Origin of the sequence: Robbsia sp. KACC 23696 (genome assembly GCF_039852015.1) — a bacterium.
Taxonomy (GTDB): domain Bacteria; phylum Pseudomonadota; class Gammaproteobacteria; order Burkholderiales; family Burkholderiaceae; genus Robbsia.
In genome coordinates this window covers 1,229,008-1,250,678 of the sequence record NZ_CP156627.1, presented here as the reverse complement: position 1 = coordinate 1,250,678, position 21,671 = coordinate 1,229,008, and the positions used below count along the sequence as shown (strand labels likewise).

At 62.2% G+C, this 21,671-nt stretch carries 18 protein-coding genes; 9 read left to right on the top strand and 9 right to left on the bottom strand.

Annotated elements, in window-relative coordinates; all coding sequences use genetic code 11:
• The first annotated feature begins 503 nt into the window (after window positions 1-503).
• Window positions 504-1,823 (top strand): carbohydrate porin, encoded by a 1,320-nt coding sequence (locus ABEG21_RS20085; RefSeq protein WP_347557187.1) that lies wholly within the window; start codon window positions 504-506, stop codon window positions 1,821-1,823.
• A gap of 44 nt (window positions 1,824-1,867) precedes the next feature.
• Here the strand turns inward: ABEG21_RS20085 and ABEG21_RS20080 are convergent, their stop codons facing one another.
• Window positions 1,868-2,464, bottom strand: coding sequence for a DUF1810 domain-containing protein (locus ABEG21_RS20080; protein ID WP_347557186.1), 597 nt, complete (start codon window positions 2,462-2,464; stop codon window positions 1,868-1,870).
• A 267-nt stretch (window positions 2,465-2,731) separates the two neighbouring features.
• On the opposite strand from ABEG21_RS20080, the gene ABEG21_RS20075 reads away from it, so the two are divergent.
• Window positions 2,732-3,850 carry a porin gene (locus ABEG21_RS20075; protein ID WP_347557185.1) on the top strand — a complete coding sequence of 373 codons (1,119 nt, stop codon included), beginning with the start codon at window positions 2,732-2,734 and terminating at the stop codon, window positions 3,848-3,850.
• Between the two features lie 8 nt (window positions 3,851-3,858).
• Here ABEG21_RS20075 and ABEG21_RS20070 read toward each other — a convergent pair whose 3' ends face one another.
• Window positions 3,859-4,878, bottom strand: a complete 1,020-nt coding sequence (locus ABEG21_RS20070) for a LysR family transcriptional regulator (RefSeq protein WP_347557184.1) — start codon at window positions 4,876-4,878, stop codon at window positions 3,859-3,861.
• A 139-nt stretch (window positions 4,879-5,017) separates the two neighbouring features.
• On the opposite strand from ABEG21_RS20070, the gene ABEG21_RS20065 reads away from it, so the two are divergent.
• Window positions 5,018-6,073, top strand: a complete 1,056-nt coding sequence (locus ABEG21_RS20065; RefSeq protein WP_347557183.1) for an aromatic ring-hydroxylating dioxygenase subunit alpha — start codon at window positions 5,018-5,020, stop codon at window positions 6,071-6,073.
• 48 nt (window positions 6,074-6,121) lie between these two features.
• Here ABEG21_RS20065 and ABEG21_RS20060 read toward each other — a convergent pair whose 3' ends face one another.
• The 3 genes from ABEG21_RS20060 to ABEG21_RS20050 form a co-directional block, all read right to left on the bottom strand.
• Window positions 6,122-7,372 (bottom strand): FAD-dependent monooxygenase, encoded by a 1,251-nt coding sequence (locus ABEG21_RS20060; RefSeq protein WP_347557182.1) that lies wholly within the window; start codon window positions 7,370-7,372, stop codon window positions 6,122-6,124.
• A gap of 34 nt (window positions 7,373-7,406) precedes the next feature.
• Window positions 7,407-7,772 carry a hydroxyisourate hydrolase gene (uraH, locus tag ABEG21_RS20055; RefSeq protein WP_347557181.1) on the bottom strand — a complete coding sequence of 122 codons (366 nt, stop codon included), beginning with the start codon at window positions 7,770-7,772 and terminating at the stop codon, window positions 7,407-7,409.
• 186 nt (window positions 7,773-7,958) lie between these two features.
• Entirely contained in the window at window positions 7,959-8,942 is a 984-nt protein-coding gene (locus ABEG21_RS20050) for a LysR substrate-binding domain-containing protein (protein WP_347557180.1), read from the bottom strand.
• A gap of 118 nt (window positions 8,943-9,060) precedes the next feature.
• Between ABEG21_RS20050 and ABEG21_RS20045 the strand changes: the two genes are divergently transcribed.
• The 4 genes from ABEG21_RS20045 (at window position 9,061) to ABEG21_RS20030 (ending at window position 14,200) form a co-directional block, all read left to right on the top strand.
• On the top strand, window positions 9,061-10,689 hold the full coding sequence (locus ABEG21_RS20045; RefSeq protein WP_347557179.1) for an ABC transporter ATP-binding protein: 1,629 nt from the start codon (window positions 9,061-9,063) through the stop codon (window positions 10,687-10,689).
• Window positions 10,690-10,862: 173 nt separating this feature from the next.
• Window positions 10,863-12,002: an ABC transporter permease gene (locus ABEG21_RS20040; protein ID WP_347558094.1), complete on the top strand. Its 1,140-nt coding sequence runs from the start codon at window positions 10,863-10,865 to the stop codon at window positions 12,000-12,002.
• Between the two features lie 4 nt (window positions 12,003-12,006).
• Entirely contained in the window at window positions 12,007-12,933 is a 927-nt protein-coding gene (locus tag ABEG21_RS20035; RefSeq protein ID WP_347557178.1) for an ABC transporter permease, read from the top strand.
• A 73-nt stretch (window positions 12,934-13,006) separates the two neighbouring features.
• The gene (locus ABEG21_RS20030) at window positions 13,007-14,200 is read left to right on the top strand and encodes a BMP family ABC transporter substrate-binding protein (RefSeq protein ID WP_347557177.1); all 1,194 of its coding nucleotides are present in this window, start codon (window positions 13,007-13,009) and stop codon (window positions 14,198-14,200) included.
• Window positions 14,201-14,257: 57 nt separating this feature from the next.
• Here ABEG21_RS20030 and guaD read toward each other — a convergent pair whose 3' ends face one another.
• Both guaD and uraD read right to left on the bottom strand, forming a co-directional pair.
• Window positions 14,258-15,628 carry a guanine deaminase gene (gene guaD, locus ABEG21_RS20025; RefSeq protein ID WP_347557176.1) on the bottom strand — a complete coding sequence of 457 codons (1,371 nt, stop codon included), beginning with the start codon at window positions 15,626-15,628 and terminating at the stop codon, window positions 14,258-14,260.
• An 87-nt stretch (window positions 15,629-15,715) separates the two neighbouring features.
• Window positions 15,716-17,572, bottom strand: coding sequence for a 2-oxo-4-hydroxy-4-carboxy-5-ureidoimidazoline decarboxylase (gene uraD / locus ABEG21_RS20020; protein ID WP_347557175.1), 1,857 nt, complete (start codon window positions 17,570-17,572; stop codon window positions 15,716-15,718).
• Between the two features lie 603 nt (window positions 17,573-18,175).
• Here uraD and ABEG21_RS20015 point away from each other — a divergent pair.
• Window positions 18,176-19,384 carry an L-dopachrome tautomerase-related protein gene (locus ABEG21_RS20015; protein WP_347557174.1) on the top strand — a complete coding sequence of 403 codons (1,209 nt, stop codon included), beginning with the start codon at window positions 18,176-18,178 and terminating at the stop codon, window positions 19,382-19,384.
• Here the strand turns inward: ABEG21_RS20015 and ABEG21_RS20010 are convergent.
• Window positions 19,327-20,352 carry a helix-turn-helix domain-containing protein gene (locus ABEG21_RS20010; RefSeq protein ID WP_347557173.1) on the bottom strand — a complete coding sequence of 342 codons (1,026 nt, stop codon included), beginning with the start codon at window positions 20,350-20,352 and terminating at the stop codon, window positions 19,327-19,329. The two genes, ABEG21_RS20015 and ABEG21_RS20010, sit on opposite strands and share 58 nt — an antisense overlap.
• 93 nt (window positions 20,353-20,445) lie before the next feature.
• Between ABEG21_RS20010 and ABEG21_RS20005 the strand changes: the two genes are divergently transcribed.
• Window positions 20,446-21,093, top strand: coding sequence for a glutathione S-transferase family protein (locus ABEG21_RS20005; protein WP_347557172.1), 648 nt, complete (start codon window positions 20,446-20,448; stop codon window positions 21,091-21,093).
• 61 nt (window positions 21,094-21,154) lie between these two features.
• Here ABEG21_RS20005 and ABEG21_RS20000 read toward each other — a convergent pair whose 3' ends face one another.
• On the bottom strand, window positions 21,155-21,520 hold the full coding sequence (locus tag ABEG21_RS20000) for a winged helix-turn-helix domain-containing protein (RefSeq protein ID WP_347557171.1): 366 nt from the start codon (window positions 21,518-21,520) through the stop codon (window positions 21,155-21,157).
• Between the last annotated feature and the right edge of the window lie 151 nt (window positions 21,521-21,671).

Here is a 21,671-nt window from a genome sequence, read left to right as displayed (position 1 = left end):
CCGAGCGGAGCAACGACCCCGACCTCTGCGCCCGGCTGGATGCCACGCAGCTCGCTCGGGCCGTGTCTCTGCAAGCAATTCTCTCACAGGTGGGGGTGGCGAAACATCAATTGGCATAGCCGGTGGCTATCCGGCGGCGCTCATCGCGCATGATGTCGGCTGTTCGCGCAATGTCAGGTGATGCAACGCTTGACGATGCCGCTTGCGCGACGTCCCACCCGGCGTAAGGCATTGACGCGTCATTTTCAAGATACCTCGCGCATTAATGCACGCTCTGCAATATCGGCTTATATCCGTTAAGGTAATGAGGCAGCAGGGCAACGAGTCGTAGACGTGCCCCTCTTTTATTGCAGAACGATTATCAACAGAGAACCATGGACGATAAATCGTCAAATCCCGCATTGCAGCCCCGCATCAGCCGTGTCTTTCGTACCCGCAAGTCGACCGATACGCGGTCAGCACCCTCCTCGTCCGACACATCAAAAATGAAAAGGCTTGCATCGATGAGCCCGATGCCGCGCATGGCGGCACTGACCGCAACCCTTTTGTGCAGCCTGCCCGCCTACGCGCAGCCACCGGCAGCGTTGACGGGGACCATTGCCGATCGCCCCTATCTATTCGGCGATTGGGACGGTGCGCGCACGCGTCTCGCCGACCGCGGCATCACGTTTAAATTCTCGTTGACCGATGAGTTGATGCACAACTTCAGCGGCGGGAACGACCATCTGACGCGCGCGTCCACTGAGCTGTCGGCGGGCGTGACAGCCGATCTGGACCGTCTCTGGGGCATCCATCACACGACGTTCACGATGGTGCTGACGAATCGCTTCGGCCGTAGCGTCGATGCGGACGCAGGCATCGGCACGAGCCAACAGTCGCAAGAAATCTATGGGCGCGGCCAGACCACCTGGCTCACGCAGCTGACGCTCGGCCGAACCTTCTTCGACGGACGTCTCGAACTCCTCGCCGGCCGCGGAAGCGAAGGCGATTATTACGATGCCTCGGCCTGCACCTTTGTGAACCTTTCCCTGTGCGGAACGCAGGGCGCGAATCTGTATGGCAGCTATTGGATGAGCCATCCGGGCAGCGTATGGATGGCCAACGCGACCTTGCACACCTCGGCGAGCACGCAAATCGGTTTCGGCGTCTTTCAACAAAACCCCACCTATTACGACGCGACTTGGGAGCGCAGCAACGCCTGGAAACCGATGAACCCGCATGGCACGGACGGCATCGTCCTGCCGCTGGAGTTCCGTTGGACACCCAAGCTAGGCGGCATGGAAGGCAGCTACCGCGTAGGCGCGATGATCAATACCGGGGGCATGCCGGAGATCACGACCGATATCGACGGTGGGCAACGCGCCGTCTCCGGCTTGGCCGCTAGACAGTCCGGCAATAGCTACAACGCCTGGGTTGCGGCGTCCCAACGGCTGACAGGCAGCAATGGGGGTGAAGGGCTGACCGTCGGATTCCGCGGGGTGATGGGCGATCGCGCAACGTCGGTACTCGACCGGCAGATGACCGTCTCGGCCGAATATCAAAATCCATGGCATCAGATTGGTGACCGTGTTGGTCTCGGCTTTGCCGCCACCCACACCAGCAGTCGTGAAGCGGAGTATCAGGCGGCGTACAACGCGCTGCACCCGGACGACGCAACGTCAGTGGGCCACGGCTATGAGTACACGACCGAACTGTATTATGCGTGGCAAGCCCTGCGCTTCGTCTCGCTGCAGCCGACGTTACAGTACGTCGTCCACCCTGGCGGCACATCCCAAAATCACAATGCGTTCTTCGCCGGGATGAAGTCGACGATTCAATTCTGACGATGCCAAGCCCTCGCCCGCTCGCTCGGTCGCGCGCTGGGGATCTACAAGCGAAGCAGGCGCATCGTCGCGTTGTCAAGCAGGCCGCCCTGGTAGCGTTCGAGCGCACGGCGGAAAGCGGCGGCGTATCCTTCGCTACCGCGTCCTTCGGATGCCAGTAGAAATAACGTCATCGACGAGCGGAATTTCATATCGTCGGGGCTGCCGAAAATCGCGTTCGCATCGGTCCCGGCAAGCCCGTTGACGATGCTGGTCAGCTCGACCAGGCGTGGGCCGAGGATCGGATGGTCCAGATACGCGCGCGCTTCGTCGATCGACACGATCGAGTAATGCTGCGCCATCGCACTGTGTCCCAGCCCCGCCGCCTGCGGAAACATGTACCAAATCCAATGGCTCTGCTTCCGACCCGCTTTTAATTCATCGCGTGCGACGTCGAAATCTCGCGACTGTGCGTCGAGAAATCTTTGCAAATCATAGGGATCGGGTTCGTATTGTGCGGCAAGCGACGCTTGCTGCACGTGCTCGCCGTGGGTCAGCGCATCATTCGAAACCGGTCCTTGCGGTCCGCTTGGACGTTCGATGCCTCCCGCGCCCTCGCGGCGATTGTCGTCTTGCGACGGATTGCTATAGTTGCCGGTCATCGCAGCGCTCCTGTCAGTTTATTGACAAGCTTTACGGTGCGCAAAATATGGTCCCGCGCCGCGCAGTCCCCCTGCCGTCAAGGTGTCCGGGATCGGTAACGGACTCTGAAAAGATATATAAAAATCTGTATACCGCGGATAAGCAGACCGATTTTTTTTCTTAAAAATGGTCCGCAAAGATGGTGACGCTAAAAACAAAGCGCCTCGCGTAAGACGATCAATTGACCAGTCATCGTCGACGCCCCATCTTGTCCCTCAGGAGATCGTATGAAACCAGTCGTCCGCCGCGCGCGTCGCATTTCCGTTAAGGCATGCGCCGTCAACGTCGCCCTCACCGCTCTGACTGCTGCCGCCGCGGTGACCGCAACGCCGGCATCGGCGCAATCCAATGTGACGCTGTATGGACAGGTCGACGAATGGGTCGGCGTTACCCGCTTCCCGGCGAACAAAACGGCATGGAACGTCAGCGGCGGGGGGATGTCCACGTCGTTCTGGGGCATGCAAGGCGCGGAAGATCTGGGCGGTGGGTATAAAGCGGTGTTCGCGTTGGAAAGCTTCCTGCGTGCGCAGAACGGGCAATACGGTCGCTTTGCCGGCGATACCTTTTTTGCGCGGAACGCCTATGTCGGAATCGATTCACCGTACGGCAAGGTCACCGCAGGCCGGCTGACGACGGAACTGTTCGTCTCGACGATTCTGTTCAATCCCTTCGCCGATTCGTACACGTTCTCGCCGATGGTGTATCACGTCTACCTGGGGCTCTCGACGTTCCCGACGTATACGACGGATCAAGGCGCGGTAGGCGACTCTGGCTGGAACAACGCGATTCAATACTCATCGCCGAATTATAACGGCCTGAGCGGCAATGCCATGTATGCGTTCGGGGACAGCGCGGGCAATAACGGCAAGAAGAAGTGGAGCGCACAGGCGCTCTACTTCCACGGCGCTTTCGCCGCCACCGCGGTATATCAATATGTGAACTTCAACAGCACGCCAGGCGACATCGGCAGTCTCGTCAGCGGCAACGCGACGATATTGGGATTGCGGAGCCAAGGCATCGCGCAGGTCGGAATGACCTATGACCTGAAATTCCTGAAATTCTACGGCCAGTACATGTACACGCAGAACGAGCAGGATGTCGGCAGCTGGCACGTCAATACGCTGCAGGGCGGCGTGTCGGCGCCCATCGGTCTGGGCAGCGCGATGGCATCGTACGTCTACTCGCGCGACGGGGGCGGCCTCAATCAGACGCATTCGACCTGGGCCGTCGGCTATGACTACCGTCTCTCGAAATCAACCGACATCTACGCCGCCTATATGTACGACCACTACGACAATATGTCGACCGGCATGACCTATGGTATCGGTCTGCGCACGAAGTTCTGATCCGCGCGTCATTGGCTCGCCCCATCGTCACGTCGCGGGGCGGCACGGCCGGCGCGTGCCGACTTCCCTGCCCCGTCGCGCCGTTCGGCCACCACGGGACGCTCAGGACGCCCTACCGGCGAATAGACTTGCATCGCTTCCTCGAAGCGCTGCATCAATTCTCGCGCGGCGCGCGACGGCTGACTGTGCGTGGACACACATAGACTCAGCGCCAAAGTCGGTATCCGCGATGCCTGAAACGGGACGAAGGCCAGCCGCCCCTGCAATACATCGGCGGCCGCATCGATCCAGCTCAACACGCCGACACCAGTCCGCTTGCGCACCAACGCGCGGATCAATTGCGTGTTGTTGCAGGTCATGAATTGGTCGACATCGACGCGATGTTGGCGATACAAGGCCTTGGTCTGCTCATGGATCACGAGCGGCGCGCCGGGTACGATGATTCGGAACGGCAGCGTATCGGCAACCGATAACGCCGTGCGCCGCGCCAACGGATGATCGATCGGCACGGCCAGCCCCAACGGCACCGGTATCGACGCGCGCACCTGGATGCCTTGCGTCGCGTGCGATACCGGCGGCCAAAGCAGCAGTCCAAGATCGACGTCGCCCGATGCTACCTGCTGCGCGACCGCCTCGTTATCCAAGACCCGCACTCCCACCGTCACGCCTGGAAACGCGACGGCGGCGGCCTCGACCACGTCGGGCACCAGCCCTTCGGCGAGTGCATCGATGACGGCGACCTGGACGTGTCCCCGCTTCAGCCCTTGCAGATCCTCAATTTGAGAAAGCAGGCGCCCATGGTCCTTCGACCAGCGCCGCAGCGTATCCGCCACCAACTCGCCCGCAGCGGTCAGGCGCAAGCCGCCCGGCACGCGCTCGAACAGCGGCACCCCCAAATCCTCTTCCGCCTGCAAAAGCTGCCGATCGATGGCGGACGGCGAGACATGCAAGGTCTCGGATGCCCTGCGAATGCTGCCCGCCTTACTCACCACAGCGAAATACTTCGCAAATCGGGACATCAATAGCATGGGGCTCCCTGTGCTGTTTTTTGCAACACGTCGTCGAATATTCTGAGATTTATTTCAACGCATCGACACCGTATAGTCAAGCCGTATCCCCGTGTTTCGGGAAACGGCCCCTCATACAAAACGACTGTCCACGCCCCTTATGAACGACGTCCTCGCGCAACTCATTCCGCCGATCCGCAATACCTTCGTTCCGGAAGACTGGGCCATCCTCGCGCAGCACTGGTATCCCATCGCCGTTGCCGCCGATATCGGCGACGCGCCCGTGGCAACGATGTTGCTCGATGAGCCCCTCGTCATCTACCGCTGCAAGAATGGCATCGTGGTCGGCCGCGACGTCTGCCCGCATCGCGGCGTACCGCTAAGCATGGGCAAACGCGACGGCGATACGATCGCCTGCGCCTATCACGGCTTGAAATTCGGCGCCAACGGCCGTTGCGTTCACATTCCGGCCAGCCCCACTGCAACCATTGCGCCCAAGCTGCAATTGATCACCTATCCCGCGGTCGAACGCTATGGCCTGATCTGGACCTGCCTGGCACAGCGCGGCCTCGATCCGGCCGCGGTGGAAGCGGATATTCCGGACATGCCGCATTGGAACGATGCCGGGTTTCAGCAGATCAATTGCCCCGCATTCGACGTCGCCGGTTTTGCCGGACGCCAGATGGAAGGCTTTCTCGATGTGGCCCATTTCGGCTGGATCCATACCGGCACGTTCGGCGATCCCGAAAACACCGAAGTGCCGGCCTATACCCCGGTGCCCAGCGACAAGGGTTTCATCGCCGACTATCGCAGTCATGTCGGCAACTATCCGGTAGGGGTCGACAAGCCGATTCCGGAGGGCTATGAATGGCTCAGGCATTTCGAGGTGCATCTGCCGTTTACGGCAACCTTGACAGTGCACTTTCCCGATGACGGCCGACTGGTCATCATGAACGCGGCGTCTCCGGTATCGGCACGCAAGACACGGCTGTTCGCGCCGATCGCGCGGAATTTCGATCTGGATCTGCCCGTCTCGGCCGTGCATGAATTCAATCGCCGCGTCTTCGAGGAAGATCGCTGGATCGTCGAGGCGCAACGTCCGGAGTGGTTGCCGCTCGATCCGTCGTTCGAAGCGCATATTCCGGCGGATCGCAGTTCCATCGCCTATCGAAAGGGACTGCGCGGCATGGGGCTGAGTACGTTTTTCACGGCGTAATGGCGGCAGCATCGAGAGGCGCTTCGTTCGCGTCTCGATCCGACCGCTTTACAGCGGGCCGCCTTCCGCGGTCTTCTGTAAGCCGGCGATCACCTCGGCGCCGGTTTCCATCCGTAATGCGTCATACCATGCCTGGGTCTGCGCCGGATCATCGCCGTGGATCACTGCCGCACGCTTGCGCGCCCGTTCGACGATGCTGTGCACGCGGGGCAAGCGCTGTTGCTCGTAGTCACGCAATGCCGCGGCGATATCCGTCGCCGCGTCCGCATCGAGTGCGCGCGCCAACACCCATGCATCCTCCAACGCCTGGCACCCCCCCTGCCCCAGATCGGGCGCCATCGCATGCGCCGCATCGCCGATCATGACGACACGACCGTCCGCTAGCGTCGGCACCAGGTCCGTATCGTGAATGGCCACGCTGGCAATCAGCGAGGGATCCATATTGTCGATCAAGTAGCGGACCGGGGCGGGCCAGCCGTCGAAATAATGGGATAGCACGCGGCGATGACGTTCGGGATCGTCGCCGGACGCCAGGTGTGCGATCGCCGCCGTCGCCGGATCCGGCATCGGGTTCACGGCGCCGCGCTCGAACGGAATGCCGAGCATGGCGGGATCCGCGACCGGCACGTCGAAGAAAAAATAAAACTCGCCACCGCCCATCGGCATCAACGACACGCGTTGATGATCACCCACATACTGCGTCCACTCGTCGGGCGCACCGAGTTCAGGCGCGATGCGGATCCGGCCGTTCCAGTTGATATAGCCGCGATAGCGTCTTGGAATAGGCTCCCCCGCCACCTGATTGCGCAATTGCGAACGGCTGCCGTCCGATACCACGAACAGGTCGGCTCGCAACGTGCGGCCATCCGCCAGTTGCACCTTTACGCCGTCTTCATCCTGCTCATAGCGTTCGCAGCGCGCGCCCAGTTGCACGTGCTGCTCCCCCACCACATCGAGCAGCAAGCGCTGCAGCGTCATCCGCGCGATCGGCTTCGCCCGTTCGCGCACCGCATCGTAGAGCGGCTGCAAAGAGAATCGGGCCATCAATCGGCCCTCTCTGTCGTGGTAAGCCATCCGCTCCATCATGCCCGCCGCGGCGTCGATCGGCGCGCCCACGCCGAGGGCGCGCAGGACGCGAACACCGTTCGGCCAAATCGAGATTGCCGCGCCGACCGGCCGCAGTGCCTGCGTGCGCTCCAGCACGCGCACACGATGGCCGGCGCGCTGCAACGCCAACGCGGCCCCGAGGCCACCGATGCCGGCGCCCGCGACGATGATATCCAGCGCTTGCGTTTTCATCAGATCTCTTCCTCGTTCCATCTCATTTATGCGTTCAGCTTCCGCGATAGGTGCTGTAGGCCCATGGCGAGACAAGCAAGGGCACGTGGTAGTGGGCGAGCGCATCGGCGATCCCGAAGCGCAACACCACGACGTCGACGAAACGGGGCTCGGCGAGGTCTGCCGTCGCGGCCTGCGCCCGAAAGTAATCGCCTGCGGCAAAACACAGTTGATATTGGCCTTCGATCAATGCGTCGCCTTGCAGCAGCGGTGCATCGCATCGGCCATCCGCATTGGTCGTCCACCGTCCCAGCGCTTCGGTGCCGCCCTTCTCGTTCACCCGCTCGAGCGTCAATGCCATGCCGGCGGCGGGACGGCCCGTCGCGATATCGAGGACATGCGTTGTCAATCTGCCGTTCACGCCGAAGCTCCTGATGTCATGCGTTGGCTGCCATGCCGCTGCGGACTTTTGTTTTGTCGTTCTGCAGCGATACGCCGTCCGATTGGAAAGCAGCGGCGATCATACGATGGAACATATCGACAACTATATCGTGGGGCATAAGGTGTTTATCACCCGAGGCCGGGTTGCCATGGTTTTTTTGGGCCCTCAATGTTGCGCAGTGCTCAACGCCATCGGCGAATGCCCTGTTTCAGCAGCGCCGTAATGCTCCCGCAAGGTTTGCACGACGTCATTGATCAACCCACGCAACCAACGCACCTCATTCGAATGATGCACGCGCTCATGCCACAACTGATAGTAATGCATCGGCGGAAACGCGAGCGGCGCCGCGAGGACGACGAGCGGCAACTGCTTGGCGTAGTGATCGGCGAACAGACGAGTGGTCGTGAAGATCAGGTCCGAGTTCACCAGCGCATAGGGCACCAGATTGAAATACGGCAGGGTTACCGCGACATTGCGCTTCAGGCGCTCCTGCCCGAGGAAGGTATCGATCGCACCGCGCTTGCCCACGGAGTACGGCGTAGGCACCACGTGCGGCGCCTTCAGGTATTGGTCCAAAGTCAGCGCGCCGGTCTTCGCATAGGGGTGCGCGGCGCTCAGCAGGCAGACGATTTCATCGGTCATCAGATTGGACAAATGCATCTGCTCCGGCGGCTCGGTCCAGTTGCCGATGATCACGTCGAGTTGCCCGTTCTCCAACGCCTGCTGATGATCGTAGGCCGGCCCCAAGGAATGCATTTCGAGAACCGCATGCGGCGCCGCGCGCCGAAAGCGCTCGACGATCATCGGCATGAACATCGTATTCAGGTAGTCGGGACAGGCCACGCGGAAACAGCGCGTGGACGTCGTCGGATCGAACACCGGTTGGTGGTGACAGATGCGATCGATCTCCTGCAAGGCATTGCGCACCGGCTCGACCAGCCACAGGCCGTGATCGGTCGGAACCATGCCGGCCTTGCCGCGCACCAGCAAGGGGTCGCCGGTGATGTCACGCAAACGACGCAAGGCCGCGCTGATCGCCGGCTGCGATTGATTCAACTTGATCGCCGTACGCGTGACGCTGCGTTCGTTCAGCAGCGTGTGCAGGACGCGCAGCAGATAGGTGTCGATCGCTTCTCGTTGCTGACTCATGTTCTGTCTCGTAAATCGATGGGCGCTCGCGCATGCGCGGTTCGCCGGGCAGAAAACGGCACGGCACCCCTCATAAGCGTTTCGTAATGATTGTCCGGAGACATATACGGTATTGAGTATGGACAAAAATAATGCGTCAACTGCCGATTGGGCGGACGGCGGCACCGAGTGCGGCGTGACGGCACGGCTGGCCCTGCGCGGCATCTCGAAAACCTACCCGCTGGTCCGAGCCAACGATGCAGTGGATCTTCACGTGCTGCCCGGCGAAATTCATGCGGTGGTGGGTGAAAACGGCGCCGGGAAAAGCACGCTGATGAAGGTGGTCTATGGCGCGGTGCAGCCCGATGCGGGCGGCATTTTTTGGGACGGTGTACCGGTCTCGATCGCTTCCCCCGCCGCCGCGCGGCATCTCGGCATCGGCATGGTGTTTCAACACTTCGCCCTTTTCGAGACGTTGACCGTGGCGCAGAACATCGCGCTGGCACTGGAAGCACCGTTCGATCTCGCCGCCCTGTCGCGTCGCATTGCCACGGTGTCCCGGGACTACGGTCTCGATATCGATCCGCAACGCCATATCCACGCCTTGACGGTGGGGGAAAGGCAGCGCGTCGAAATCGTACGTTGTCTGTTGCAGTCGCCGCGGCTGCTCATCATGGACGAGCCCACTTCGGTGCTCGCCCCGCAAGCGGTGGAACGCTTGTTTTCCGTGCTCCGACGCCTTGCGGCCGAGGGTTGCAGCATCCTCTATATCAGTCACAAGCTCGACGAAATCCGCACGCTCTGCGACCGCGCGACGGTGATGCGCGGCGGCAAGGTCACCGGTGTGGTTCGACCGGCCGAGCACAGCGTGGCAAGCCTAGCAACGCTGATGGTCGGCCACGATATTCCGGCCTATCGACGCACGGCACCCGGTGCCAACGCGGCCCTTGCAGCGGCGTCCGCGATCGATCGCGACACGATGCGTCCGATCGCGCTGCAGGCGCGCCATCTGCGACTTCACAACGCGGATCCGTTCGGCGCACAGCTGCAGGACATCTCGTTGACACTGCATGCCGGTGAAATTCTCGGCATCGCCGGTATTTCAGGAAATGGCCAAGCCGAACTGTTGTCCGCACTGTCCGGCGAAGCGGCGCTCGGTCGCGACGCCGCCCCCGACACATTGACCCTATGCGGCCAGCCGATCACGCAGCTTGGCGTCGCTGCGCGCCGCGCGCTCGGACTCGCTTACGTGCCCGAGGAACGCTTGGGACGGGGCGCGGTACCCGCGATGTCGTTGATCGACAATGCCGCGCTGACCGACGCCCCCGACCGCGGGCCGCGAATGCTCGAGGATGGCTGGTTCGGCCGGCTTCGCCGTGGCATGGCACGCGCCTATTCACTGCGATGGATCGAGGAATTCGACGTTCGCTGCAGCGGCCCGGATGCACTCGCGCAGAGTTTATCCGGGGGCAATCTGCAGAAGTTCATCGTCGCGCGCGAGTTGTCGCGCGCGCCACGCGTCCTGCTGATCGCACAACCGACCTGGGGCGTCGATATCGGCGCCGCCACCTTGATCCGCCAGCGCCTGCTGGACATGGCGGCGCAAGGCACCGCCATCCTGTTGATATCGGAAGAGCTGTCGGAAATCTTTGCGCTCGCCGATCGCATCGCGGTGCTCGCCAACGGCCGCTTGACCGAACCTTTTGAGACAAGCAAGACGACACCGGAGCAAATCGGCCAATGGATGACCGCGGGCGGCCCGAATTGATGTTCCGTGTACTCGCCCGAACGCAATCGCGGATGCTGCGCATGCCGCGACCTTTTCCAAGCAATGTGACCGGCATGACGCCCTTGACGACGAAACACCCCCCCTCCAACGTAGACGATGCACCGCCGTCCGGACAAGCGCACCGCGCCGCCATGCCGTCGTCCGCATCCGGCATGACAACGTGGCACGCACGGCTGCCACGACTCGAGGCACGACCGACGCCATCCCGCGCCATGCGCATCGCGGCCCCGCTGTTGGCGGCCTGCGTGACGCTGCTCGCCGGCTATCTGCTGTTTCGCAGCGCGGGCGCCAACGCGAGCGCGGCGATGCATGCCTTCTTCATCGATCCGCTGGCGAATCGCAACGGGTGGTCGGAGCTGTTGTTGAAAGCGTCACCGCTCTGCCTTATCGGACTCGGTTTGGCGTTCTGCTATCGCGCCAACGTCTGGAATATCGGTGCAGAAGGTCAGATGCTGATGGGCGGCATCGCTGCGAGCGGCGTCGCCATCTACGGCGGCGACACCTCGCGGATGATTCTGCTGCCGGCGATGATGCTGGCCGGCGTCTTGAGCGGCATGGCATGGGCGGCGATTCCTGCCTGGCTTCGCACGCGCTTCAATACCAGTGAGATTCTCGTCAGCTTGATGCTGACGTATATCGCGCCGCAATGGATGGTCTATCTGGTGAGCGGTCCGTGGCGCGATCCAGAAGGAATGAACTTCCCGCTGTCGAAAATGTTCGATGCGAATGCGTTGTATCCGACGTTCGCCAATGACTGGCATATGGCTTTCTGGCAAGGCACCCGCCTCAATGCGTCGGTCCTGCTGACGGCGGTCGCGGTTCCCGTGGTGTGGGCCATCCTGAAATATTCGGCGACCGGCTTTCGGCTGTCCGTCGGCGGCATGGCACCGGCGGCGGCCCGCTATGCCGGTTTCTCGGCGAAGCGCGCCACATGGACGGCGCTCCTTGTCAGCGGCGGATTGGCCGGTCTGGCCGGAATGGGTGAAATCGCCGGCCCCATTCAACAACTGCAGGCGACCTGGTCGCCCGGCTATGGCTTCACGGCGATCATCGTCGTCTTTTTGGGACGGCTCAACCCGTTCGGCATCGTACTGGGCAGCTTGCTGATGGCGTTGCTCTATCTCGGCGGGGAATCGGTGCAATTGTCGTTGCAACTGCCACAGGCGATCAGCGGCGTGTTCCAAGGCGTGTTGCTGTTCAGTCTGCTGGCCTGCGATGTCTTTGTGCATTACCGCGTGCGCTGGCACCCTTCCACCGTGCGACAAACCGCACAAACTCACGCCGGGAGCTGATCTCATGAATGCAACAGAAGCCTCGGCGCTGCTGTCCAGCACAGTCGTCGCCGCCGTCCCCTTGATGCTGGCCGGCCTCGGAGAATTGGTCGTCGAAAAATCGGGCGTCATCAATCTGGGGGTCGAGGGCATGATGCTCGTCGGCGCCGTCAGCGGCTATGCGATCGCCACCAGTACCGGCGATCCCTGGCTCGGCATCGCCGGTGCGATAGTGGCGGGCATGGCGATGGCCTTGGTGTTCGCCTTCGTGACCATCGGATTGCGAGCGAATCAGATTGCCACCGGCTTGGCCTTGACCATTTTCGGCACGGGCCTGTCCGCCTATATCGGAAAGCCCTATACATCGGCCATCTTGAGCCATTCGATTGGCGCATGGCCGATCCCGGTACTCTCGACGCTCCCGGTGGTGGGTCCGGCCTTTTTCTCCTTATCGCCGATTTCCTATCTCGCTTTTCTGGCCTTTCCCGGTGTCGCCTGGTTCCTGTACCGCACCAAGGCCGGCTTGACCTTGCGCGCCGTTGGCGAAGCGCCGGAAGTCGCACACGCGATGGGCTTTCCCGTGCAGGGCATCCGCTACGCGAGCGCGCTATTCGGCGGCGCGATGGCGGGCCTCGCCGGCGGCTATTATGCGATCGTCTACCTGCACGTCTGGCAGGAGCAATTGACGGCCGGGCGTGGTTGGATCGCCCTTGCGCTCGTGGTGTTCGCGACATGGCGCCCGTTCCGCCTGCTGGCCGGCGCGCTGATCTTCGGCGCCGTGACAGCCGGCCAATTCTTCGCGCAAGGCAGCGGCTTGGCGGTCCCGACGCAATTCCTGGCAATGCTCCCCTACATCGTCACCATCGTCGTACTCGTTCTGATGTCGCGCAATCAAACAATGATCCGGCTGAATGCGCCGGCGTCACTGGGCAAGTCCTCGCCGATTGCTTGAGCATCAGTCCGACACCCTTCCGAAACCGTGCGGCCTCGGCCGCGCCTTATTCAACGCAGAAAAGGAGCACACGATGCAACCCACCCGCGCGACTCGCGATCACGCGTCCTTGCGGACCGCCGACGGCGACGCGACCGTCGACACCGCCCACGCTTCCCAGTCTCGCCGGCACTTTACAATGCATGCCATGGCGCTCGCTTGCGCCGGCACACTCGTCGGCGCCGCCGCGCTGGGCTGGGCCCCGGTCGCGATGGCCGACAGCACGCCGCTGAATGTGGCTATCGTCTATCTGGGCAACCCGGGCGATGCCGGCTGGACCTTCGCGCACGATGCCGGGTCCAAGGCCGCACAGGCGAAATTCGGCGACAAGATCAAGATCACGCGCGTCGAGAACATTCCGGAATCGGCCGATGCGGAACGGGTTTTTCGCGACCTCGCGGCACGTGGCAACACGCTCGTCATCGGAAGCAGCTTCGGCTACCAGGACTTCGAGTTGAAGGTGGCGCATTCCTTTCCCAATGCCATCTTCGTCAATGCCACCGGTTTCAAGCGCGCGAAGAATTTCGGCACCTATGATGTGCGAATGTATCAAGGCGCCTATCTGGCCGGCGTGATCGCGGGCGAGACGACAAAGTCGAACACGCTCGGCTTCGTCGCTTCGGTGCCAATCCCCGAAGTCGTTCGCAACATCGATGCCTATACCCTCGGTGCCCGCTCGGTCAATCCGAAGGTCCACACGAAGGTTGTCTGGATCAACAGTTGGTTCGATCCGGGCAAGGAAAAACAAGCCGCGGAAACCTTGATCGCCCAAGGGGCCGACGTGCTGATCCAAAACACGGATTCCTCGGCGACCCTGCAGACGGCAGCCGAAAAGCATGTCTACGCCTTCGGCTGGGACTCGAATATGGAGAAATACGGTCCGACGGCCCACCTCGGCTCCGTGGTGGGCAACTGGGGCGTCTACTATTCCGCGTTGATTCAGCAAGTACTCGAAGGCAAATGGACCTCGGATCCGATCTGGTGGGGCATGGCGCAACACGCCGTATCGCTCGACGATATCAATACCAAGGTCATCTCGAAAACCGCGCAAAGCGCTGTCGACAGCAAGCGCAAGGAACTGGAAGGCGGAAACTGGGATGTCTTTACCGGCCCGATCAAGGATCAGCAGGGCAATGTCAAGGTGGCGGCCGGACAGAAACTCGACGATCCGGCGCTTCAGCGGATTAACTGGTATGTAGAGGGCGTGGACGGCAGCCTGCCGAAATAAGGCACGCCGTCGCGACGACCGCGCCGCCGACTTAGCCGGCGGACGCCACCGCCGCGCTCAGTCGCGGCGATGGACGCAACGACCATGCGAGAACGTCGCGGCAATGGCGCGGTCGTCGCCGAGCATCGCCAATGCGAACAGCGTTTCATCGACCGACGTACAGCGGTCGGTCCGTCGCGACAACAGCGGCGTCGCATGACGATCGACGACGATGAAATCCGCTTCGTTGCCCACGGCGAGGCTCCCTACTTGCCCTTCCAAGTGCAAGGCGCGGGCCGCACCGAGCGTCGACAGATAGAACATCCGCGTCGCGTCCAGGTAATAGCCGCCCATCCGCGCGACCTTGTAGGCCTCGTTCATCGTGGCCAGCATCGAGAAGCTCGTGCCCCCACCCACATCGGTCGCCAGCGTGATCGGCATGCCGGACCGCTGCGCCTTCTCGAAATCGAATAATCCGCTTCCCAAAAAGAGGTTGGACGTCGGGCAAACGGCCGCCGCCGCGCCCGTTTCGGCCATCCGCGCGCGATCGTCGTCGTCCAGGTAGATGCAATGGCCGTACATCGCGCGTTCACGCAACAAGCCGACCTGATCATAGACATTCAGATAGCTGCGGGCTGTCGGAAACAGTTCCTTGACCCAGGCCACTTCGTCGCGATTTTCCGCGACGTGCGATTGGATATACGTATCCGGATACTGCTTCGCCAAGGCGCCCGCCACCGCCAACTGCGCCGATGTCGAGGTGGGCGCAAAGCGCGGCGTGATCGCATACGCCAGCCGCTGTTTATTGTGCCAGCGTGCAATCAGCGCTTCGCTCTCCTGTGCGCCGCGTTCCGCCGTATCGGAAAGCCAGGGCGGACAATGCCGATCCATCATCACCTTGCCGGCGATCATGCGCAGGTCGCGCGCCGCACAGACCTCGAACAAGGCATCGACCGATTGCGGATGGACGCTGCAATACACCATCGCGGTAGTGGTGCCGTTGCGAAGCAGCTCATCGATGAACACATCGGCGATCGTCTGCGCATGCGCGCTGTCTTCGAAGGCCCGTTCGGTGGGAAATGTATAGTGCTCGAGCCAGGGCAGCAGCCCCGGCGCCGGTGAGCCGATCATCTCCGTCTGCGGAAAGTGCAGATGGGTGTCGATAAAGCCCGGCATGACGATGCGCCCCCGCCAGTCGTGTATCGCCGGGGCGGCTGCAACCGCGGAAACGCCACCGTCGCCATCCGACGTGACGCGTGCCAAGACCTCGGATGCGCTGCCGACATCGACGATACGTCCGTCGCGGACATGGAGCGCCCCGTCCTCGTGCCACTGCAAGGCCGCGGGATCCAAGGCGGGGTCGCCGATGAAATACAGCAAGGACGCGCGATAGATGGCCGCGCGGGTCGCGCCGTCATCAGACGCCGAGAGACTCGAATGCTGTGTCATGTGTTATCCAGCCGAGGTGTCGCCATGTATCGAAACACCTCGGTTTTTATAAAGTAAAGGGTGGCGGACACTTTCGCGCATTACGCATTACGCATCGGGCGTGATGCCGAGCCGCAACCATTCGTCCGAAGCCAGACCGTCGATCACGTGCTCGAAGGCACGGGCCGCCCAATCCAAATCATCGGCGGTCACCGTTTCCAAAGGATTATGGCTGATGCCGCCGTTGCCGCACCGAATGAACAGCATGCCGACATCGGTGATGCGATGCATTTCGACGGCGTCGTGTCCGGCGCCGGAGGGCAAACGCCGCTCCGGCAGCCCCAAATCTCGCAAGGCTGCCGCGAATCGCGCTTGCAGCGCGGGCGCGCAGGGTACGGTGTCGGAGGCCAGAACCGGCTCGATCTCCACCGTGATGGCGCGACGCGTGCAGATCGTATCGATGCGCGCCATGACGTCGCCGACAGCGGCATCGCGCGTTGCGTCGTCGCCCGCACGGATATCGATCGACAGCAAACAGTGCCCTGGCACGACATTCACCGAGCCGTTCGCGACCTCGAGTCGCCCGACCGTCCCGACCAAGGTGGGGACATCGCTGCATCGGGACTCGACGAACAAGGTAATTTCCGCTGCTGCCGCGGCGGCGTCGCGTCGCAAGGCCATCGGCATCGCGCCCGCATGACCGGCGAGCCCGGTAAGGCGTACCAGATACCGTTTGCTGCCGGAAATCGCCGTGACCACGCCCAAGGGGATCTGCTCGGTGAAGAGGACCGGCCCCTGTTCGATATGCATTTCGAGAAAAGCGATCAGGGACGCCGGGCGCAAGGCGTTTTCCCTAACCCGCTGCAACCATGCCGCATCGACATCACCCGACGGCTGGTCCATACCGCCCTCGCCGTCATCGGCGGACTGCGCCAGCAACGAAGCGAGACGCACGCCCGCCTCGTCCTCCCGCGTCAATAATTCGTCCGGCACATTGCCGGTCAAGACGCTGCTGCCGAGAAACGCGGTCCTGAACCGTACCCCCTCTTCTTCGGCGAATGCCACGATATCGAGGTGGAATGGCAACCGTCGCTTGCGCGCATGCAGTGTCGCGATCAAGGAGACCGGCAGCAGTATACCGATGCGGCCATCGTATTTGCCACCGTTCCTCACGGTGTCGTAATGCGAGCCGGTCAGCAAGGTTCGCGCGCCGGGGACGTCGGAAACATAGCGTCCGATGACATTCCCGAAGGCATCGATATGCGCCTGAAGTCCGGCCGCATGCATCCAGGCAAGGATCTCGCGCGCACTGGCGCGATGTGTCGGCGTCAGATAGGTACAGGTCAGCGCGTCGGCTTCTTCGCTGTGATGGGCCAGTTGTTCGCACCACCGTAGCACGTTCAAGCCATGCGTCGGGACGTACCCCAGGCGCTTGTTCAAGCGCAGCTCGGCGATCCGATTGATCTGTCGCAGCGCTTCGGCTTGCTCGTCGGCCACGGTATTGCGCAAGCGGCGCTGCAACGCCGCGAGAATGGCTTCGGGCGGCATGCCTGCGCCATCGGAGCCGCGAACGGCCAGAACAAAGGGGAAACCGAAACGCGCGCGGTAAGCGCGATTGGCGTCCTGCAACGCTGCGCGCAACGCCTCGGGCAGACTGTCGCGCAAGCCGGCCAATTGCTGTTCATAGGCCGACGCGGCAGTGAGCGGCGTTTGCGCGGCGACGTCGAGCGTCGCGAACATCCCGAGTTCGGGATGTGCATCGATCAGGGCACGTTGCTCCGCGTCGCCGGCGTCGGCCACGCAACGCCAGAGCGCCTGCAACAAGGCCGCGGTGCTGGCGAAGGGACGTCGCGCGGCCACGCGCGCGGCGACCCAGTCGGTATGTTCGTAGAGCCCGCTCAGCAGGCCCACGAACGCTGCGGGTTCGGCGGCGTTCAGCGCAGAAAGGCTGAGGTCATTGTCCATTATCGTTCGCTCCGTCTGCCCATTCGAAAAGCCTGATCGACGCGTCAGGTGGCGGCGTTGCGCGCACCCGGCTCGCACGCCGTCGACGCTGCACGCAGCGCGAGACAATGCCGACGCCTACGGATCATATAGCGCCACCGCGCCGGGAATATAATGCCGCGCCGATGAAGTAATTCAGCCAGAGCAGATACCGGACACGCCCCGGACAGACGAAGTATTGACCGCCTCGGCCTGCGGACTGCGTGTCGGCGGAGGTCATTTGACACGCTATCTTTTCCAAATTACTCTGGTTACGGCATGTTGCGATCGTGGACCGTCGTCAGTCGCAAGGCACATCAGCGCTCCGCCCTGCGCTGAAACATTATCCGGCGCGCTTTGCATTCAAAAATGAGAGCGCTCTCATTTTTGAATGCAGCGAAGAAGGACGACGGGACTTTCACAAAAATATCAGCAACCGATGAGACGACCGGCGGGCAGGCGCGACAACAGCGCCGTCATTGCGAGCGGTTTCATGCGCCACGAAGGCAGCGGCGATGAACCCGCGCGGAAGGCGAACGATCGGGTGCCAAGCGGTTCAGATACTGTCCACAAGGAGGACGCATCATGGCATCACGGAGACACTTTTTAAGCACCACGATTCAGAGCGCCGGTATGCTGGCAATGGGCGCCACGGGCTTGTCACGAATGGCCAGCGCGGCAACGCAAGCCACGACACCGGTAACGACCACGGTCGATTACGGGCAGACGCGCGGCGGCGCATTGACCCTGGTCGCAAGTTCGCCGTGGTTGTGCAACGCGGTAGCGTTGACCAGCAAGGGCCAGACTTTCATGGGTCTGCCGCGATGGCAAGGAAGCGAAACGACCCCATCCGTCGGTAAGTTGCTTCCTGACGGGACGATTCAGCCCTTCCCCGGCGGGGCGTGGAATACTTGGTCGTCCGGCAAACCCACGAAGGATGCCTTTGTCTGCGTCAACACGATTCATATCTTCGACGACGATACATTGTGGGTCGTCGATCAGGGCACGCCGTTCCAGGGAAAGATGGTCGATCGCGACGCATTCAAGATCCTGCAATTCGATACGCGTACCGGTGCACTGCTGCGCCGACTCACGTTCGATATGACAACGCTACCACCGGGCGCGCTCCTCAACGACATCCGCCTTGATTCCGAGAACGCCTATTTCACCGACTCCGGTGCCGGTGCGATCGTCGTCGTGAACCTTCGCAGCGGCCGTGTATTGCGTCGGCTCGCGGATCACCCATCGACGAAAATGCAGGCGAGCCGACCGCCTTATGCCGAAGACGGCTATCTGCTGCAGCAACCCGACGGCAAGGCGGCAGTAACGAATTCGGATCCCATCGAGATTAGCCCGGACGGCAACTGGCTGTATTACCAGCCTCTGACGGGCCCGCTGTACAGGGTGCCTACCGCTGCGCTGCGCGACCCGAATCTGTCCGAAGCCGCGCTCGGCGCGATGGTCGAGATGGTCTATGACACCCCGCCACTCACCGGGACGGCGATCGACAGCACCGGCCTGCTTTATTTTGCCGAGATGGATCGCCCCCGTATCACCGTCTACGATCCGGCCGCGAAGCGACTGGCCGTGCTCGTGGAGGACACGCGACTCTGGGGGCCCGATGCGCTATTCATCTCGCGTCAACGCGAACTGTATATACCCGTCCCACAAAGCCATCGTGTCGCCGCCAACCGCGGCCCGCACGGCAAAGACCTGGTGCAGCATCCGTGGCGCGTTTATAAGATCGCACTTCCGGACTGGGCCGGCACGCAGGAACGCGTACCGGCCGTGTGAGCGCGCCAGACCATCGGCGCAAGCGCGTGTTGCTGCCGCCACGCGGCGCGAAACGCCTGGGGCGTGCCGAAACCGCAGCGCTCGGCGATCTGTGCCACCGCCAGGTCGCTGTCTCGTAATAACAGCTCGGCCTGCCCGATCCGCAATTGCTGGTGATACAACTTCAGCGTGACCCCGGCCGCCTGCTGAAACAAGCGCGCCGTATGCCGATAGCTGAGGCCGAAGCGCCCCGCGAGCGCATCGTACGGTTCGGCGAAGGCCGGGTTCGCACTGAGGTGATCCTGGATCGCATGCACGACGGCGATATCGTGCTCGCGATGGCGCAATGGCGCCGCCAAGGCGGGATCGTGTTCCAGGCGACGGAAAGGCACGAGGTTGTCGCGGGCAATGCGTATCGCCGCGGCCGATCCGAATGCGCGCGCCACCAGATGCAAGGCGAGATCGATCCCCGCCGAAACGCCCGCCGAACTGACCAGGTCCCCATCGTCGACCAGCATTCTTTTCGAGAGCACCCGCGCGGCGGGATAACGTTGGCGCATTCGATCCAGATACGCATGATGCGTCGTGCAGTCGCGACCATCCAGCAGCCCCGCCTCCGCGAGCAGCACCGCCCCGGTACAGACGCTCGCAATCGTCACCTGCGCCCGCGCGGGCGCGACCACATCGCGCAACCAATCGACCACCTGCCGCTGCTGCACGGTGGGCAAGGCACCCTCGTTCAGCTTGCAGCCGAGCACCATCACGACATCGCCCGGAGTCATGCGCAACGGCAGCGGTTGGACATCGGTGAGCCGCACGCCTTGAAAACTGTCCGGCTGGATTTCGGGCCCGACCGCGCGCAGCACCAATGGCGCGATGCCGAATTCGTTGACGCCGTTCAATACCTGTAGCGGACCGGCGAGATCGAGGATATGAACGCGCGGCGGAATCACGAACCAGACGCGTTGCATCGACAAAGCTTTCAACATGGCAGGATTTTTTCTTTATCTGTCCCGTTCGCCTATCGACGGGCCATTTTGCGTTCCCTATGATGGCATCAATATGAGATGACGGACTGAAAAATGGACTACACGTTGTTTTATTCGCCCGCCACGGCCAGCATGTCCGTGCACTGGATGCTGATCGAAATGGGGCAGCCCTTCAGCGCGATGCTGGTGGATATCGACACCGGCGCGCAACATCAAGCCGAATACCGTCGCTTGAATCCGGCCGGCCGTGTGCCGACCTTGCTGATCGATGGCAAGCCGTACGGTGAATCGGCGGCATTGATGATGCTCCTCGCCGAACGGCATCCGGAAGCGGCGCTCGCGCCCGCCCCCGGCACAGCGGACCGCGCGGACTGGATGGAGCAAATGGTTTATCTTGCCAATACGCTGCTGCCGGCCATGCGTGATTGGTTCTACGCCGCCAGCGATGGCGATCCGGTCGGCGCGGACGCGGTCAAGGCACTGGCACGGAAGCGCATCGAAGCCACCTGGGACCGCTTGGATGCACGGCTGGCAGATGGACGTCACTTCCTCGTCGGCGACACGCTGAGCACGGTCGATTTACTCGCGACGACGCTGATGCGGTGGTCACGCAATATGCCGCGCCCGGCCACGCAATGGACGCATTTGGGACGCTATATCGCTGCCATGCGGGCACGTCCGTCATTCATCGAACTCAATGCACGCGAGAAGCTGACGGATTGGCAGAACCCTTCCGTGTGAGGCGTCGAGACGGTAAGCGATCGCGCAGCGCGCGATCATTCGGAAGGTCGGATCCGATCCTTCAATGATCGTTCGCCAACGGCACGCCGTTCGCCACGCGATCGATGCAAGCACCCAAATGGTCGAAGAAGCGCAGCGCATCCTCGGTCAGCACGACATGCTTGCGTCGATTGTCGCTGGTATCCAAAAGCTGCAACCATCCGTTCGCGCGCATCGCTCGCAGGCGGTCGAAAATGCGGCTGGGCGATCCGAGATGGGCGTTGTGCAGCAGCTCCTTGACGCATAAAGGTTGCCCGGCGGCCTGGAAACGCGCGATCGTGTTCAGAATTTCTTCTTCCACGGCGTCGAGCTTCGGCAAGCCGACATCGGCAGCGGTCGTCTGCACGATATGCAGGAACTGGACGTATAGCGGCGCGGCGTTATTCATATTTTGGGACAAATCGAGACCGAAACGGCAATGCGCCACGACGGACGGCATCCCGCCCGTGTCGCCCGCTCTACCGCCGCTCCGTCGCGGTCGAACGCTTTATCCGACGCCCCTGCCCGTCGAAAACGGGAAAGGCAGTCGTGCGCTCAGC